Source organism: Pseudoxanthomonas koreensis, from assembly GCF_041890415.1.
GTDB classification, from domain to species: Bacteria; Pseudomonadota; Gammaproteobacteria; order Xanthomonadales; family Xanthomonadaceae; genus Pseudoxanthomonas; species Pseudoxanthomonas koreensis_A.
Map to the genome: position 1 here is coordinate 1173863 of NZ_CP169056.1, position 15271 is coordinate 1189133.

At 70.2% G+C, this 15271-nt stretch carries 14 protein-coding genes; 9 read left to right on the forward strand and 5 right to left on the reverse strand.

Features of this window, described 5'->3' with window-relative positions; genetic code table 11:
• Positions 1-108: 108 nt before the first annotated feature.
• Both ACEJ41_RS05420 and ACEJ41_RS05425 read left to right on the forward strand, forming a co-directional pair.
• Positions 109-735, forward strand: coding sequence for a DUF47 domain-containing protein (locus tag ACEJ41_RS05420; protein WP_374013768.1), 627 nt, complete (start codon positions 109-111; stop codon positions 733-735).
• 85 nt (positions 736-820) lie between these two features.
• A complete protein-coding gene (locus tag ACEJ41_RS05425; protein WP_374013769.1) occupies positions 821-1942 on the forward strand; it encodes an anion permease in 1122 nt (373 codons plus the stop codon).
• A gap of 27 nt (positions 1943-1969) precedes the next feature.
• On the opposite strand, the gene ACEJ41_RS05430 is transcribed toward ACEJ41_RS05425, so the two are convergent.
• A complete protein-coding gene (locus tag ACEJ41_RS05430) occupies positions 1970-2383 on the reverse strand; it encodes a hypothetical protein (RefSeq protein WP_374013770.1) in 414 nt (137 codons plus the stop codon).
• Between the two features lie 40 nt (positions 2384-2423).
• Between ACEJ41_RS05430 and ACEJ41_RS05435 the strand changes: the two genes are divergently transcribed.
• Positions 2424-2765 (forward strand): MGMT family protein, encoded by a 342-nt coding sequence (locus ACEJ41_RS05435; RefSeq protein ID WP_374013771.1) that lies wholly within the window; start codon positions 2424-2426, stop codon positions 2763-2765.
• Positions 2766-2874: 109 nt separating this feature from the next.
• The gene (locus tag ACEJ41_RS05440; protein ID WP_374013772.1) at positions 2875-3549 is read left to right on the forward strand and encodes a rhomboid family intramembrane serine protease; all 675 of its coding nucleotides are present in this window, start codon (positions 2875-2877) and stop codon (positions 3547-3549) included.
• A 13-nt stretch (positions 3550-3562) separates the two neighbouring features.
• On the opposite strand, the gene ACEJ41_RS05445 is transcribed toward ACEJ41_RS05440, so the two are convergent.
• Complete coding sequence (locus ACEJ41_RS05445) at positions 3563-5569, reverse strand: M13-type metalloendopeptidase (RefSeq protein ID WP_374013773.1); 2007 nt, start codon at positions 5567-5569, stop codon at positions 3563-3565.
• A 197-nt stretch (positions 5570-5766) separates the two neighbouring features.
• Between ACEJ41_RS05445 and ACEJ41_RS05450 the strand changes: the two genes are divergently transcribed.
• Together ACEJ41_RS05450 and ACEJ41_RS05455 are read left to right on the forward strand one after the other, a co-directional pair.
• Positions 5767-7140, forward strand: coding sequence for an MBL fold metallo-hydrolase (locus tag ACEJ41_RS05450; protein WP_374013774.1), 1374 nt, complete (start codon positions 5767-5769; stop codon positions 7138-7140).
• A 32-nt stretch (positions 7141-7172) separates the two neighbouring features.
• The gene (locus tag ACEJ41_RS05455) at positions 7173-8774 is read left to right on the forward strand and encodes a phytoene desaturase family protein (RefSeq protein ID WP_374013775.1); all 1602 of its coding nucleotides are present in this window, start codon (positions 7173-7175) and stop codon (positions 8772-8774) included.
• On the opposite strand, the gene ACEJ41_RS05460 is transcribed toward ACEJ41_RS05455, so the two are convergent.
• From ACEJ41_RS05460 to ACEJ41_RS05470, 3 genes are all read right to left on the reverse strand, one after another.
• Complete coding sequence (locus ACEJ41_RS05460; protein ID WP_374013776.1) at positions 8771-10618, reverse strand: DUF885 family protein; 1848 nt, start codon at positions 10616-10618, stop codon at positions 8771-8773. The two genes, ACEJ41_RS05455 and ACEJ41_RS05460, sit on opposite strands and share 4 nt — an antisense overlap.
• An 88-nt stretch (positions 10619-10706) precedes the next feature.
• Positions 10707-11384, reverse strand: a complete 678-nt coding sequence (locus ACEJ41_RS05465) for a DUF502 domain-containing protein (protein WP_374013777.1) — start codon at positions 11382-11384, stop codon at positions 10707-10709.
• A gap of 75 nt (positions 11385-11459) precedes the next feature.
• Positions 11460-11954, reverse strand: a complete 495-nt coding sequence (locus ACEJ41_RS05470; protein ID WP_374013778.1) for a DUF4442 domain-containing protein — start codon at positions 11952-11954, stop codon at positions 11460-11462.
• 220 nt (positions 11955-12174) lie between these two features.
• On the opposite strand from ACEJ41_RS05470, the gene accD reads away from it, so the two are divergent.
• The 3 genes from accD to tpiA all read left to right on the forward strand — a co-directional run bounded on the left by accD (position 12175) and on the right by tpiA (position 15258).
• Positions 12175-13068, forward strand: coding sequence for an acetyl-CoA carboxylase, carboxyltransferase subunit beta (gene accD / locus ACEJ41_RS05475; protein ID WP_374013779.1), 894 nt, complete (start codon positions 12175-12177; stop codon positions 13066-13068).
• Entirely contained in the window at positions 13065-14423 is a 1359-nt protein-coding gene (gene glmM / locus ACEJ41_RS05480; protein WP_374013780.1) for a phosphoglucosamine mutase, read from the forward strand. Before accD ends, glmM begins: the two co-directional genes overlap by 4 nt.
• 79 nt (positions 14424-14502) lie before the next feature.
• The gene (gene tpiA, locus ACEJ41_RS05485; RefSeq protein WP_374013781.1) at positions 14503-15258 is read left to right on the forward strand and encodes a triose-phosphate isomerase; all 756 of its coding nucleotides are present in this window, start codon (positions 14503-14505) and stop codon (positions 15256-15258) included.
• The last annotated feature ends 13 nt before the right edge of the window (positions 15259-15271 follow it).

Consider the following 15271-nt stretch of genomic DNA (forward strand, 5'->3'; position numbering starts at 1 on the left):
GCCAGCAAGGCGCCGGCACGCACCGGCGGCGCGGCACAGTACCCGCGGCGCGGACTGGCTGTCATAATTGCGCGTTCGCGCCCTCTTGCGCGGCCCAGGACAGCCTTCATGTTCTCACTGCAGACCATCTTCGGTTCCGGAAAACAGTTCTTCGTCCTGCTGGACGAGGCGGCGGAAGCGGCCCATGACAGCACCAAGGCCCTGTACGAGATGATGAAGGCCTCCGACCGCCAGCCGGCGCTGGATGCCTTCAAGCTGGCGCGCCTGCGCGAGCGCGCCGCTTCGGAGAAGATCAGCAAGGCGCTGGTGGACAGCTTCATCACCCCGCTTGAACGCGAGGATATCGAGGCGCTCGGGTCGGCCCTGTACAAGATTCCCAAGCAGGTGGAGAAGTTCGCCGACCGCTATTCGCTGGCCACCCAGCACCTGGCGCACATCGATTTCGCCCCGCGCGCGGCCATGCTCGAACAGGCCGCGTCGGTGGTGGTGGACATGGTCCACCAGCTGCGGCACATGAACCTGGACAAGATGACCGCGCTCAACGAGCGGCTGCGTTCGATCGAGAACGAGGCCGACCGGCTGATGCTGGAGCTGTACCGCGACATCTACTCCGGGCGCCTGGACCACCTGCAGATGTTCCTGCTCAAGGAATTCTTCGAGATCCTGGAAAAGGCCATCGACCGCTGCCGCGAGGCCGGCGTGGTCGCCTACCAGATCGTGCTTGCGAATTCGTGATGAAGCGCGTCCTGGCCTGTTCCGGCGCCAGCTGCGGGGAAGAGGGCGGCATCGTCGCCCCCGCCCCTGCGACGGGAGGCTCGCCATGCTGACCCTGGTGATCGTGGTGATCCTCACCGCGCTGGTGTTCGAGTTCATCAACGGCTTCCATGACACCGCCAATTCGATCGCCACGGTGGTGGCGACCAAGGTGCTTTCACCGGGCGCGGCAGTCTCGCTGGCGGCGGTGATGAACCTGGTCGGCGCGCTGATGGGCACGGCCGTGGCGGCGACCATCGCCACCGGCATCATCAACACCGAGGTGGTGGAGGCCTCCTCCCAGGTCATCCTGTGCGCGCTGCTGGGCGGCATCGCCTGGAACCTGATCACCTGGTGGTTCGGCCTGCCGTCCTCGTCCTCGCATGCACTGATCGGCGGCCTGTGCGGCGCCGCGCTGGCGGCCGCCAGCAACGACTGGTCCGCGCTGATCTGGTCCGAGGCAGTGGGCGACTGGACCAAGAACCGCGGCCTGATGTGGAAAGTGTTCCTGCCGATGGTGACCTCGCCGCTGGCGGGGTTCCTGCTGGGCGTGGTGATGATGCTGCTGCTGTGGGCGCTGATCGCCGGCATGGCCCGCGCCGGCGGGCTGCTGCGCCGGCTGGCGCGGCCGCGCTGGGTGAATGCGTTCTTCGGCAAGGCGCAGATCCTGTCCGCGGCCTACATGGGCTACGCCCACGGCCACAACGATGCGCAGAAGACCATGGGCATCATCGCCCTGACCCTGCTTGGCGCCGAGGCGGCGGGAACCCTGGACGAACTGCCGGCGTGGCTGGAATTCCTGCATCCGGGGGTCGGCGACGGCACCCAGATCGCCACCTGGATCGTGATCACCTGTGCGCTGGTGATGGCCGCCGGCACGGCGTCGGGTGGCTGGCGGATCATCAAGACCCTCGGCCACAAGATGGTCAAGCTGCACCCGATCCACGGTTTCGCCGCAGAAACCAGCTCGGCCACGGTGCTGACCCTGGCCGCGCACTTCGGCATGCCGGTGTCGACCACCCACAGCATCTCCACCGCGATTATGGGCGTGGGCTTTGCCAAGAACCCGCGCGCGCTCAAGATCGGCGTGATCGAGCGGATCGTGTGGGCGTGGATCCTGACCATTCCCGCAGCCGGCGGCCTGGCCTACCTGTCCCTGCGCGGCATGCGGGCGATGGGCTGGGCCTGAGCACGGCGCGCGGCGGCCAGGGCGTGCCTAGAGCAGGTCGCCGCCGGCGGACAGGGCCCGTTCCATGCGGTCGCCCAGCCCGCCGATCTCCAGCACCAGGCGTTCGATCTCGGCCGGCGTGAGGCCCTCGTAGGGCCGGTTCTCGCACAGTTGCAGGTACGGCACGTCGTCCAGGTCGCCCACGGCCAGGTAGCCGACGCTGCTGTGCCAGTTGAATCCGAGTGCGCGCTGCGCATCGACCCCGGTCATCGGCGCGACCGCCGTGCTCACGCGCAACAGCGGCCGGTCGTCGTCGTCGCCGGCCAGTTCGGCCAGGAAGATCGACTGGTGGCGGCTGCCGCCTTCCAGGGAAAGTTCCACGCAGGCCACGTCAGGTTCCTGCATGCTCAGCTGGAAGTCGCAGTTGAGCAGGTGGCCGCAGATCTGTTCGAAGTTGCGCATGACCGTCCTCGCCGGTTCGCTGCCCCTATGCTAACGGCAGATGTCCGCTCCGTGTGCCGACGCTGCCAGCCTCATCCTCGCCGCGGTCCGCGCGATCCCGCGCGGGCAGGTCGCCGGCTATGGCGAAGTGGCGCGCCGCGCCGGGCTGCCGGGGCGGGCGCGGCTGGCGGCACGGGTGCTGGCCGCCAATGCCGATCCGGAGTTGCCCTGGCACCGGGTGCTGCGTGCGGATGGGCGCATCGCCTTCCCCGAGGGGTCGGCCGGCTGGCGCGAGCAGTGCCGGCGGCTGCGCGCCGAGGGCGTGCTGGTGGCGGACGGGCGGGTACGGCGGGCGACCGCGCCCGGCGACCTGGACGCGGCGGTGTGGGGCCCGGCGCCCTGATCCGTCCGCCCCGCGGTCGCCGGCAAGGCAGGCTCCTGCACAGGTAGCGACGACGGCGGCCTGTGCGCGCGGCCGTTATGATGGGCACCCACTTGCCACGGAGCCGTGGATGCTTTCACGCCTGCCCACCGTTACCCGTGCGCTGCTGATCGGCAACGTCGCCGTGTTCCTGCTGCAAATGCTGCTGGGGCAGGACACCTTCGCACCGTTCATGCTGTGGCCGCCCAGCGAGATGGGGTTCGACCCGTTCTCGCCGGGCCAGAACTTCCAGATCTGGCAACTGCTCAGTTATGGCTTCCTGCACGGCAGCATCGGCCACCTGCTGTTCAACATGCTGGCCGTGTTCATGTTCGGTGCGCCGCTGGAACTGACCTGGGGCACGCGCCGGTTCCTGGCCTATTACCTGATCTGCGTGGCCGGCGCCGGGCTGTGCCAGTTGGCGGTGGGCTGGTGGACGATATCGCAGGGCGGCGAAGCCTACCCGACCCTGGGTGCATCCGGCGGCGTGTTCGGCCTGCTGCTGGCCTACGGCATGCTGTTTCCGAACCAGCGGGTGATGCTGCTGTTCCCGCCAATCCCGATGAAGGCGCGCACCTTCGTGATCGTGTTCGGCGCGCTGGAACTGCTGCTGGGCTTTACCGGCTGGCAGCCGGGCGTGGCCCACTTCGCCCACCTGGGCGGGATGCTGTTCGGCTGGCTGGTGATCCGCTACTGGCGTGGCCAGCCGCCGTTCGGCGGCCGGCGACCACCCCGCGGGCCCTCGCACCTGCGCCGGGTGAAATAGCCGCCGCCGCAGGTCAGCGCCAGACCTTGATCTGCTCGGCTTCGGTGCGCTGCATCGGCTGGCCTGCCTTGCAGCCGAAGGCGGCACCGAAGGCCGGCAGGTTGCCAAGCGGCACGTTGCTGCGCAGGACGCCGGGGGCGTGGATGTCGGCGGTCAGCCGCTCGCTGGCGGCATTGGCCGACAACTGCTGCGCCCACAGCCTGGACCAGGCCTGGAAAAAGGCCTGGCGGTCGGCCGGCTTGGCTTGCGGCTGCGCCTTGGCGTACGCCTCCCACGCCAGCTCCAGCCCGGCCAGGTCGCCAAGCCCCTCGTCGCGGACCAGGGTGCCGTTGACCTTGGCACCCTTCACGCCGGGATAGTCGTAGGCCACGTACTGGTTGGCCACCCGCTCGCCCAGGTGCAGCCAGGCACTCTTGTCGGCGGGCGTCCACCAGCTGCGCAGCTCGCCTTGCGCATCCACCAGCGCGCCCTTGGCGTCCACTGCGCGGGTGAGCTGGTTGCCGACCAGCGCCGCATAGGCGCCGTACACCACTGCCGGGTCGGCGGCGTCGAACACCGGCGGCTGCAGCACCGCGGCGGTGACGATCAGCCGGTTCTGGGCGATGTCGTAGGCCAGCGCAGGCTGTTGCGGCAGCACGTCCCAGCGGCGGTCGGCGTTGCCCTTGCCGATGCGCCGCATCTCCTCGCGGTGGCGCCACGCCGAGGCGATCAGCATGTTGCCACCGAAGCTGCCGCGGCCCATCGGCTGCACGGTGTAGTCCAGGTCGCGGCGCGGGGTGCCCACTTCGATCGCCAGCGCCCTGAGCTTGGCCGCGGCTTCGGCCTTGGCCTCGTCGCTCATCCATGATGCGCGCGCCACTGCGGCCACCTGGGCCTGCCGCACCTCGTCGATGACCAGCCCTGCCTGCCGGCGCGCGGCGGGTGTGAGGTGGCGTTCGGCATATTCGCGGCCCAGCATCGGGCCCGCTGCGGTATTGATCGCATCCAGGACCTGGCGCCAGCGCGGTGCCGGTGCACTGCGGCCGGCCAGCACCCGGCCACGGAAGCCGAAGCTGGCGTCGCGGAAACTCCTGGACAGGTAAGGCGCCATGGCATCGCCCACCCGCCAGCGCAGGTAGGCCTTCCATTGCTCGGGGCGGACCTTGGCGACCATGCCGTCGAGTTCGGCAAACAGGGCCGGGTCGGGCAGCGAGACCAGGTCGTCCTTGACCCCCTGTGCCTCGAGGAACTGGGCCAGTTGCAGGTTGCGGTAACGCTTGGCCAGTTCGGCGGTCGGCACCGGTGCGTAGGTGCGGAATGGATTGTTGAGGTCGGCAATCGACTGCGACTTGCGCGCGATCGCGGTCTCGATGGCGAACACCGCGGCCGTCTCCGCTTCCAGCCGCGCCGGGGCGGTGCCGGTGAGGGTGAGGATCTGCCTGACGTAATCCCCGTAGCGCTGCAGCAGGGCGCGGGTGTCGGCGTCGTCGCGGGTATAGAAGGCCGGGTCGGGCAGGCCCATGCCGCCCTGCATGAAGTAGCCGATGTGGCGGTCCAGCGCCTTCAGGTCCACGTCCGGGGCGAAGTTGAACGCCACCGGGATGCCGACCTGGTGCAGGGCCGCGATTGCCGCCGGCACGTCCCTTGACCGCTTGATCGCGTCGATGCGCGCCAGCAGCGGGGCGATCGGCCTGGAGCCGTCGGCCTCGACCGCGGCTTCGTCCAGGCCGCTGGCCCAGAAATCGCCCAGGCGCTTCTGCACCTCGTTCTGCGGCGAGGCCATGGCGGCATCGAGCAGGTCGCGCTGCTGCTGCAGGGCGCGTTCGGCCAGCTGTCCCAGGGCGCTGACCGCCTCCGGATCAGCCGGCGCAGGGTTGGCCTTGAGCCATCCGGCGTTGGCCTGGGCGTAGAAATCGGTGCATTGCGCCGGCACCGCCGGCGTGCCGCTGGCGCGCTTGCGTTGCGCGTGGGCGTCGGTGCTGGCCAGGGCGAACAGGCCCAGGCTCAGGGCCAGGACAAGCGGGCGGATGGGCTGCGTCATCGGGGGAATGGGCGCTGGATGGAGGGCGCGGCGAGTGTAGCAAGGCGTTTCAACCTGCCGTACACGCAGCGGCGGCGCCGCGCCGGGCGTGCAGGGGCGGGAGACGCCCGGCATTGCCGGCCCGGATGGATTGGGCCGGCAACTTGAGCGGTTGCGGGCACAATGGATGGGCAATCGCAACGGACAAGGAGTGGGACATGCAGGTCGAATTCCACGGCGCGGCCGGCCAGGTGACCGGATCCATGCATCTGGTCGAGGCCGCCGGCAAGCGGTTGCTGCTGGACTGCGGGATGCTGCAGGGCAGCCGCGAGCAGGAGGCCGGCAACGCCGAGCCGTTCCCGTTCGATCCTGCCGGCCTGGATGCCGTGGTGCTCAGCCATGCCCACATCGACCACATCGGCCGGGTGCCGTTGCTGGTGGCGCGCGGCTTTTCCGGGCCGATCTGGCTGCAGCGCGCCAGCGCCGACCTGCTGCCGGTCATGCTTGAGGATGCCGCCTCGCTGGCCGCATCCGAGGCCGTGCGCGCCAACCGCCATCGTGCCCCGGGCGAGCCGGAACAGGCGCCGCTGTTCACCGCTGCCGACGTGGCCGCGGTGCTGGCATTGCTGCGCCCGCTCGACTACGACGTGCGCACCACCATCCTCCCCGGAGTGGAGATCGCACTGCGCGATGCCGGACACATCCTCGGTTCGAGCATCGTCGAGCTGTGGGCGGATGACAGGAAGCTGGTGTTTTCCGGTGATCTCGGTCCCAGGGGCACGCCGATCCTGCGTGACCCCACGGCGATCGCCGAAGCCGACCTGGTGCTGATGGAATCCACCTACGGCGACCGCAACCACCGCGAGCGCGCCGCCACCGTGCACGAGCTGGGTGAAGTGTTCGAGCACGCCTGGCGCGAGCGTGGCGTGGTGCTGATCCCGGCTTTTGCCGTGGGCCGCAGCCAGGAGCTGCTGTACTGGTTCGCGCGCCATTGGGACGAATGGAAGCTGGAACGCTGGCGGATCTTCCTGGACAGCCCGATGGCGGCCAAGGTGGTGGGCGTGTACGACCGCCACCAGGAACTGTTCGACGAGCAGGCGCGCGCGGTGTGGGCGCGCAAGCCCTCGCCGTTCCGCCTGCCGAACCTGCACTACACCGCCAGCACCGGGGAATCGATGGGCATTAATGCGATTGCCGGTGGCGCCATCGTCATCGCCGGCTCGGGCATGGCCAACGGCGGCCGCATCCAGCACCACCTTCGCCATCGGCTGGCACGGCGCGACACCCATGTGGTGTTCGTGGGCTACCAGGCCGAGGGCACCCTGGGACGGCGCCTGGTGGAGCGCGCGCCGTGGGTGCGCATCCATGGCCGCGACCACCGGGTGAATGCACAGATCCACACCGTCGGCGGGCTGTCGGCGCACACCGACCAGCAGGGGCTGATCGACTGGTACGCCAACTTCCGCAACGCGCCGCCCGTGGCGCTGGTGCATGGCGAGGACCGCGCGCGCGAGGCCCTGGCCGGCGAGATCGGCGAGCGCTTCGGCGCCCGGGTGGATCTGGCCCGGCCGGGGATGCGCCTGGTGGTCTGAGCCTGCGCCCGCGGCGGTGGTATACCTGCGCCATGTCGATCAACGATGCCAACCGTGACGTCCTGCTGGTCGGTGGCGGCCACAACGGCCTGGTCTGCGCCGCCTACCTGGCCAGGGCCGGGCTGAAGGTCACCGTGCTCGAGCGGCGCGGCGTGGTCGGCGGAGCCGCGGTGACCGAGGAATTCCATCCCGGCTTCCGCAACTCGGTGGCGGCGTACACGGTCTCGCTGCTGCAGCCCAAGGTGATCGCCGACCTGGACCTGCACGGCCATGGCCTGCGCATCGTGCGCCGCCGCCGCGACAACTTCCTGCCGCTGCCGGGCGGCGGCTACCTGCTCACCGGCGGTGGCCGCACCGCGGCGGAAGTGGCCAGGTTCTCCGCGCGTGATGCTGCGGCCCTTCCGGCTTACGAGGCGCGGCTGGGGGCCATCGCCGACGTGCTGCGCGCACTGGCCCTGCAGCCGCCGCCCAACGTCACCGATGGCGGCTGGTGGAACGCACTGCCCGAACTGCTGCGCACCGCACGCCTGGGCCGCCGGCTGCATGCGCTGGACCAGACCCTGCGCCAGGACCTGCTGGACCTGTTCACCCTGTCGGCGGCCGAGTACCTGGACCGCTGGTTCGAGAGCGCGCCGGTCAAGGCGCTGTTCGGCTTCGACGGCATCGTCGGCAACTATGCCAGCCCGTATGCGCCTGGCACCGCCTACGTGCTGCTGCATCACGTGTTCGGCGAAGTGGACGGGGTCAAGGGTGCCTGGGGCCATGCCATCGGCGGCATGGGTGCGATCACCCAGGCGATGGCGCGTGCGGCGCAGTCGGCCGGCGCGCAGATCCTCACCGGCGCAGGCGTGGAGCAGGTGCTGGTGGAGCATGGCCGCGCGGTGGGCGTGGCCACGGCCGATGGCCGCATCCTGCGCGCCCGCGCGGTGGTCGCCAACACCAACCCGAAGCTGCTGTACCAGCGCCTGCTGCCGCAAGCGGCGGTGCCACCGGCCACGCGCGAGCGGATGGCCAACTGGCGCTGCGGCTCGGGCACGTTCCGCATGAACCTGGCGTTGGCGCAGCTGCCGGACTTCAGCGTGCTGCCCGGGCCGGGCGACCATCTGACCGCCGGCATCATCATCGCCCCCGACCTGGACTACATGGACCGCGCCTGGCGCGATGCGCGCACGCACGGCTGGTCACGCGAGCCGATCGTGGAAATGCTGATTCCCTCCACCCTGGACGATTCGCTGGCACCACCGGGCATGCACGTGGCCAGCCTGTTCTGCCAGCACGTGGCGCCCGAGCTGCCGGACGGCCGCAGCTGGGACGACCACCGCGACGAGGTTGCCGACCTGATGATCGCCACCGTCGACCGCCACGCCCCCGGCTTCGCCGACGCGGTGCTGGGGCGGCAGGTGTTGTCGCCGCTGGACCTGGAGCGCGAGTTCGGCCTGCTTGGCGGCGACATCTTCCATGGCGCGCTGAGCCTGAACCAGCTGTTTTCGGCACGGCCGATGCTGGGCCAGGCGGATTATCGCGGGGCCATCCCCGGGCTCTACCTGTGCGGCTCGGGGACCCACCCCGGCGGCGGTGTCACCGGTGCGCCCGGGCACAACGCCGCGCAGGTGGTGATCGGCGACCTGCGCTAGGGTCGGGGACTTTCCGGCGCGGACTCTTGCCGCTCCGCGATCCAAGCGTCCACCTTGGCGTCCAGCACGTCCAGCGGCAGCGCGCCGTCCCGGAGCACTTCGGCATGGAAGGCGCGCAGGTCGAAGCGCTCGCCGAGCGCGGCGTGCGCGCGCTGGCGCAGTTCCGCCAGCTTCATCATGCCGAACCGGTAGGCCAGCGCCTGGCCGGGATTGGCCATGCAGCGCTCGGTCTCGGCGATCGCGTCCTCGGTGCTGATCCCGGCGTTCTGCACCAGGTAGTCGATCGCCTGCTGGCGGGTCCAGCCCTGGCTGTGCAAGCCGGTATCCACCACCACCCGCAGCACCCGCACCAGCTCGTTGTGCAGGCGCCCCAGGCGCGGGTACGGGTCCTGGTAGAGACCCAGTTCCTCGCCCAGCGATTCGGCGTACAGGCCCCATCCCTCGGTGAACGCGGTTTCGCCTCCGTAGCGGCGGAATGCGGGCAGGTCGCGCAGCGCCTGCTGCACGGACAGCTGCAGGTGGTGGCCGGGCAGGCCTTCGTGCAGGAACAGCGCCTCCGCCTCCCAGCTGCGGTGGCGGCGCAGGTCATGGGTGTTCACGTAGAGCACGCCGGGCCCGTTCTCGTCGGGACGGCCCCAGGCGAGCGCAGGCGCGGACAGGGCCCGGTGCGGCTCCACCGCGCGGATCTCCAGGCCAGCCTGCTGCAATGGCGGGAACAGGGCCGGCATCCCGGCTTCCACCTGCGCCTGCAGCATCCGATAGCGCTCCAGCACCGCGGCTTCGTCGGCGAAGCCGAAGCGCGCATCGTGCTGCATGAAGCGGAAGAACTTCGCCATCGAGCCGCGGAACCGTGCCTGCTTCATCACGCCACGGATCTCGCCGTGCAGGCGGCGCACCTCGTCCTGCCCGCTGCGGTGGATGTCATCGGGGGCCAGCGCCGTGGCGGTGCTCTGGCGCACGTAGTAGGCGTACCACTGCGCCCCGCCGGGAAGATCGCCCAGGCCGGCGCTGGCGCGGGTGGCCGCCAGGTATTCGGTGGCAACGAAGCCGCGCAGGCGCCGGTAGGCCGGCATCAGCCGGGTGTCGATCAGGCGCCTGTACTCGGCGGCCAGGCGTTCGCGCTCCGCGGCCGGGATGTCGGCGGGCATGTCGATGATCGGCGCCCAGAACAGGGTCTGCTCGGCCTGCGGCCGGATCAGCGCATCCAGTTGCTGCGGCACGTCCTCCACCAGCGCCCGTGGCGGCACCACGCCGGCGGCCATGCCTTCGCGCATGTTGGCAATGGCCTGGTCGAACAAGGCCGGCGCGCCCAGGGCGCGTCGTGCCCAGGCCTCGTAGTCGGCCACGGTGTGGAACGGTTGCGCGCTTGCGCCGGAGCCAAGCATGGCCACCAGCGTGGCCGGGCTGCTGAACCGGGTGACCGGCAGCATCCAGGTGGGGAAGCGCTCGCCCTCCAGCGCGTCGCGCGCGTTGCGCACGAAGATGCGGTAGCTGACCAGGTCCTGCCCGTGCAGCCCGTCCTCGCCGAGGGCTTCGACCTTGCCCAGCCATTCGGCGGTGAAGTCGCGGTTCTGCTGGCGGAAGGCGGGCGACAGGTAGTTCGGCAGGTGGTCGTTGTAGCGCGACTGGCCCTGCAGGGTGGCCTGCAGTGGATTGCGGCGCAGCAGTGCCTCCCAGTAGTCCGCGTACAGCCGTTGCAGTTGCCCGGCCTTGTCGTGCGCCTGCCGCGCCGCGTCGCCGCGCGCCGGCGCTTGCGCGGCAGCCTGCAGCGGTGCGGCCAGCAGCAGCGCAGCCAGGACCCAGGCCAGGCCGCGTGCGGCACGGAAGGGGAGGGCGGAATGCATGCAGTGCTCCGGACAGCGTCAGCCGTGAAGCTTGTCCGATCGCGCCGTCACAGGCCAGCGCTGCGCCGCAGACCCCGCGCCGGGCAGTTCAGGCGCGTTCGCCGGCGCGGGTGAATGGCATGGTTTCCGGCGCCACCGCTCCGCCGGAAATGATGAAGCTCATGGCCTGGTCCACGGTCCAGTCGGTGGGGGTGAGCAGTTCCACCGGCACCACTTCCAGATAACCCGAGGTCGGGTTGGGCGTGGTGGGCACATACACCGCGGCAAGCTCGCGGCCGCTGCCTTCCTCGCGCAGGACCCGAGTCACCAGGCCGATGGCCTTCATGTCGCGGTGGGGGAAGTCGATCAGCACCACGCGCTGGGTGCTGCCCGGCTTGGTCTGCAGGATATCCAGCAGCTTGCGTGAGCTGGTGTAGATGATGTTGGCCAATGGCACCCGCGCGATCACCGCTTCGAACTGGCGCAGCAGGCGCTGGCCGATCACCCGCCGTGCCAGCAGGCCCACGCCCAGGATCACCAGCAGGGTGGCCAGCATGGCGATGGTGTTCTGCACCCACAGCGCCTGCACCCAGCCCAGCGAGTCCGGGAACGACCCCGCGATCTTCTGCGACAGGGGCACCACCCACGGGCTGCTGATGCCCGACAACAGCACGAAGACGAACTTGACCACCACCCAGGTCAGCCAGATCGGCAGCAGGGTGAGCAGGCCGGTGAGGAACAGGCGTTGCGGCGAGGCGCGCTGCGGCGCATTGGCGTCGGGGGACATGCGGGGATTGTACGCCTGCGCCGGTGCCTGCTTGGGTGCCGGTGTACTGCGCGCATGCCGGGGCAGGGCCGCCGGTCAGCGCCCGGATCGGCCACCGGCGGTGTGCGCGGGCGGGTCCGGCCGCCGGTGTGGCTTGCGTCGCACGTAGACCTGCTTGCGTACCCGCGCCACGACCTCGCCGTCCGCGTCCAGCACCTCGTTGTCGAACCACTGCAGGTGCTTGTCGCCGGCGGCGGTGGCGGCACGGATCCTGGCCACGATGGCATCGTCGACCTCGAAGGTGGTCCAGACCGTGCCGTGCCCGGGTTTGACGAACGTGATCTCCGCTGCCTGGTCCCACACGTAGTAATCGCTGCCCAGCCGGTGCATCAGCAACAACATCCAGAACGGATCGCTCATGGCGAACAGGCTGCCGCCGAAATGCGTGCCCACGTAGTTGCGGTTCCACGGCCGCATGCGCAGTTCCACCCGGGCCTGGCGCCAGTCGTCGCTGAGCCGGGTGACATGGATGCCGCAGACCAGGTAGGGCGGCCACAGGTTCATGCCCAGGCGCAGGGTGGATGCCTTCATGCGGAGCGGTCCGGTGGGGAGGGCCGAGCCTACCATGCGCGATGGTATGGATTGTGCCGGCCGCCACGCCGGCGCCTGCCGGCGCGCATGCACGGGCCGGCGGGCACGGCCATGCACGGCCAGCGTGGGTGCGCCGGTGCCTACAGGAGCGGTGCACGGCTGAGCTAGACTGTCGGCCCTTCCGGCCGGCAACGGCCCCCAACGGAACAGACATCCGCGAATGAGCTGGCTCAGCAAACTGATGCCCTCCGGCATCCGCACCGATTCCGGCGCGAGCCGCAAGCGCAACGTCCCCGAAGGCCTGTGGGAGAAGTGCGACCGTTGCGGCGCGGTGCTGTATCGCCCGGAGCTGGAGGAGAACCTCGAGGTCTGCCCCAAGTGCGCCCACCACCGGCCGATCCGTGCCCGTGCGCGCCTGGCCTCGTTGTTCGACCCGGGCAGCACCACCGAGATCGCGGCCACCCTGGCGCCGACCGACGTACTGAAGTTCAGGGATTCCAAGCGCTACGTGGACCGGATCAAGGCCACCCAGAAGGCGACCGGCGAGTTCGATGCGATGGTGGCGATGGAGGGCCGGCTCAAGGGCCGGCCGCTGGTCGCAAGCGCCTTCGATTTCGCCTACATGGGCGGCTCGATGGGGTCGGTGGTAGGCGAGAAGTTCACCCTCGCCGGCGAGCGTGCGCTGGACATCGGTGCCCCGTTCGTCAATTTCTCCGCCAGCGGCGGTGCGCGGATGCAGGAGAGCCTGCTGTCGCTGATGCAGATGGCCAAGACCTCGGCGGTACTGGCGCGCCTGCGCGACGCCGGCATCCCGTACATCTCGGTGCTGACCCATCCCACCACCGGCGGCGTGTCGGCCAGCCTGGCCATGCTGGGTGACCTGAACATCGCCGAGCCGGAGGCGCAGATCGGCTTTGCCGGCCCGCGGGTGATCGAGCAGACGGTGCGCGAGAAGCTGCCGGAAGGGTTCCAGCGCTCGGAGTTCCTGCTCGAGCATGGCGCCATCGACCAGATCTGCGACCGCCGCGAGCTGCGCGACCGCCTGGCCACGCTGCTGGCCCTGCTGATGCGCCAGCCGCAGCCGGAAGACGGCGACTCCCTGGACGCAGCATGAGCGGCACCCGGCGCTGGTTCGGGACCGACGGCATCCGCGGCCCGGTCGGGAAGGCCCCGATCTCGGCTGACTTCGTCCTGCGCCTGGGCAATGCGTTGGGCCGGGTGCTGTCCGCGTCGCGCGAAGGCCGCCCCACGGTGGTCATCGGCAAGGACACCCGGATCTCCGGCTACATGTTCGAGGCCGCGCTCGAGGCCGGCCTGGTCGCCGCCGGGGCCAACGTGCAGATGCTGGGCCCGATGCCCACTCCGGCGGTCGCCTTCCTCACCCGCACCCTGGGCGCGGATGCAGGCATCGTCATCAGCGCCTCGCACAACCCGCACTACGACAACGGCATCAAGTTCTTTTCCGCCGAGGGCGAGAAGCTGGACGATGCCACCGAGCTGGCGATCGAGGCCGCGCTGGATGCGCCCTTCGCCACGGTGGATTCCGAGCGCCTGGGCAAGGTGGTGCGCGCACGCGACGCGGTCGGCCGCTACATCGAGTTCTGCAAGGCCTCGGTGCCGCGCGATTTCGACCTGCGCGGGCTGAACGTGGTGCTGGACTGCGCGCATGGGGCCACCTACCACATCGCCCCGTTGCTGTTCCGCGAGCTGGGCGCGCAGGTGACCGCCATCGGCGCTGCGCCGGACGGGGTCAACATCAACGCCGGCGTGGGCTCGATGCACATCGACAACCTCGCGGCCAGGGTGCGCGAAGCCGGTGCCGAACTGGGGATCGCCTTCGATGGCGATGGCGACCGGGTGTTGATGGTCGATGACCACGGCCAGCCCGTCGATGGCGATGGCCTGCTGTACGTGCTGGCACGCGACTGGCAGGCCAGTGGCCGCCTGCGCGGGCCGGTGGTCGGTACCCTGATGACCAACTATGGCCTGGAGCAGGCGCTGGGCCAGTCCGGCATCGCCTTCCAGCGCGCCCGGGTAGGCGACCGCTATGTCCACCAGGCGCTGGTGGAGGGCGGCGGCGTGCTCGGCGGCGAGGCCTCCGGCCATCTGCTGTGCCTGGACCGGGCCACCACCGGCGATGCCATCGTCAGTGCCCTGCAGGTACTGGATGTGCTGCACCGGTCCGGCCAGACCCTGCGCCAGGCGCTGGACGGGCTGGCGATGCTGCCGCAGCAGACGGTCAACGTACGCCTGGCCGACGGCGCTCCGGCCAAGGCCGTGGTCGAAGCCGACGGCGTGCGCCACGCACTGGCGCAGGCACAGGCGGCGGTGCAGGGCAGGGGGCGGGCATTCCTGCGTCCGTCCGGCACCGAGCCGGTGGTGCGGGTCACGGTGGAAGCCGACGATCCGGCCCTGGTCCAGGCGACCCTGGCGCAACTGGCCGACGCGGTGCGCCTGGCCGCGGCCTGAGCGGTTTTCCTGCATCCTGCACTCGCGGCTTTGCGCGGCCGCCACTATCCTGTCGCGCAAACAAGCATTGGAGTACTGCATGCGCCGCAGGGTGGTCGCGGGCAACTGGAAGCTGCACGGCACGCGTGCGTTCGCCACCGGGCTGGTCGCCGAGATCGCTGCGGGTGCTGCGCCCGGCGTGGACGTGGTGATCCTGCCGCCGTTGCCGTATCTGGGCGACCTGATCGAGGATTTCGAGGGCTCCGCGCTGACCTTCGGTGCCCAGGACGTGAGCTGCAACAGCCAGGGCGCCTATACCGGCGAGGTGTCGGCCTCGATGTTGGTGGACGTGGGCGCGACCTACGGCCTGGTCGGCCACTCCGAGCGCCGCCGCTACCACGGCGAGGGCAATGCCCTGGTGGCGCAGAAGTTCCGCGCTGCCGTGGAGGCGGGGCTGCGCCCGATCCTGTGCCTGGGCGAGCAGCTCGAGCATCGCGAGGGCGGGCGCACCGAAGAGGTGATCCTGGAGCAGTTGCAGCCGGTGCTGGACCTGGTCGGGGCGGAAGGTTTCGCCAGCGCAATGATTTCCTACGAGCCGGTGTGGGCCATCGGCACCGGCCGGACCGCCAGCCCGGAGCAGGCCCAGGCCGCACATGCCTTTATCCGTCGCCAGATCGCCAGGCTGGATGCTAGAATCGCCGATTCCCTGCCGATCCTGCACGGTGGCAGCGTGAAGCCCGACAACGCCGGCCCGCTATGCGCGCAGCCGGACGTGGACGGCGGGCTGATCGGCGGTGCCTCGCTGGTGGCCGCGGACTTCCTGGCCATTGTCCGGGCGGTCGCACCGCCCCGGTAGTCGAGATCCAAGA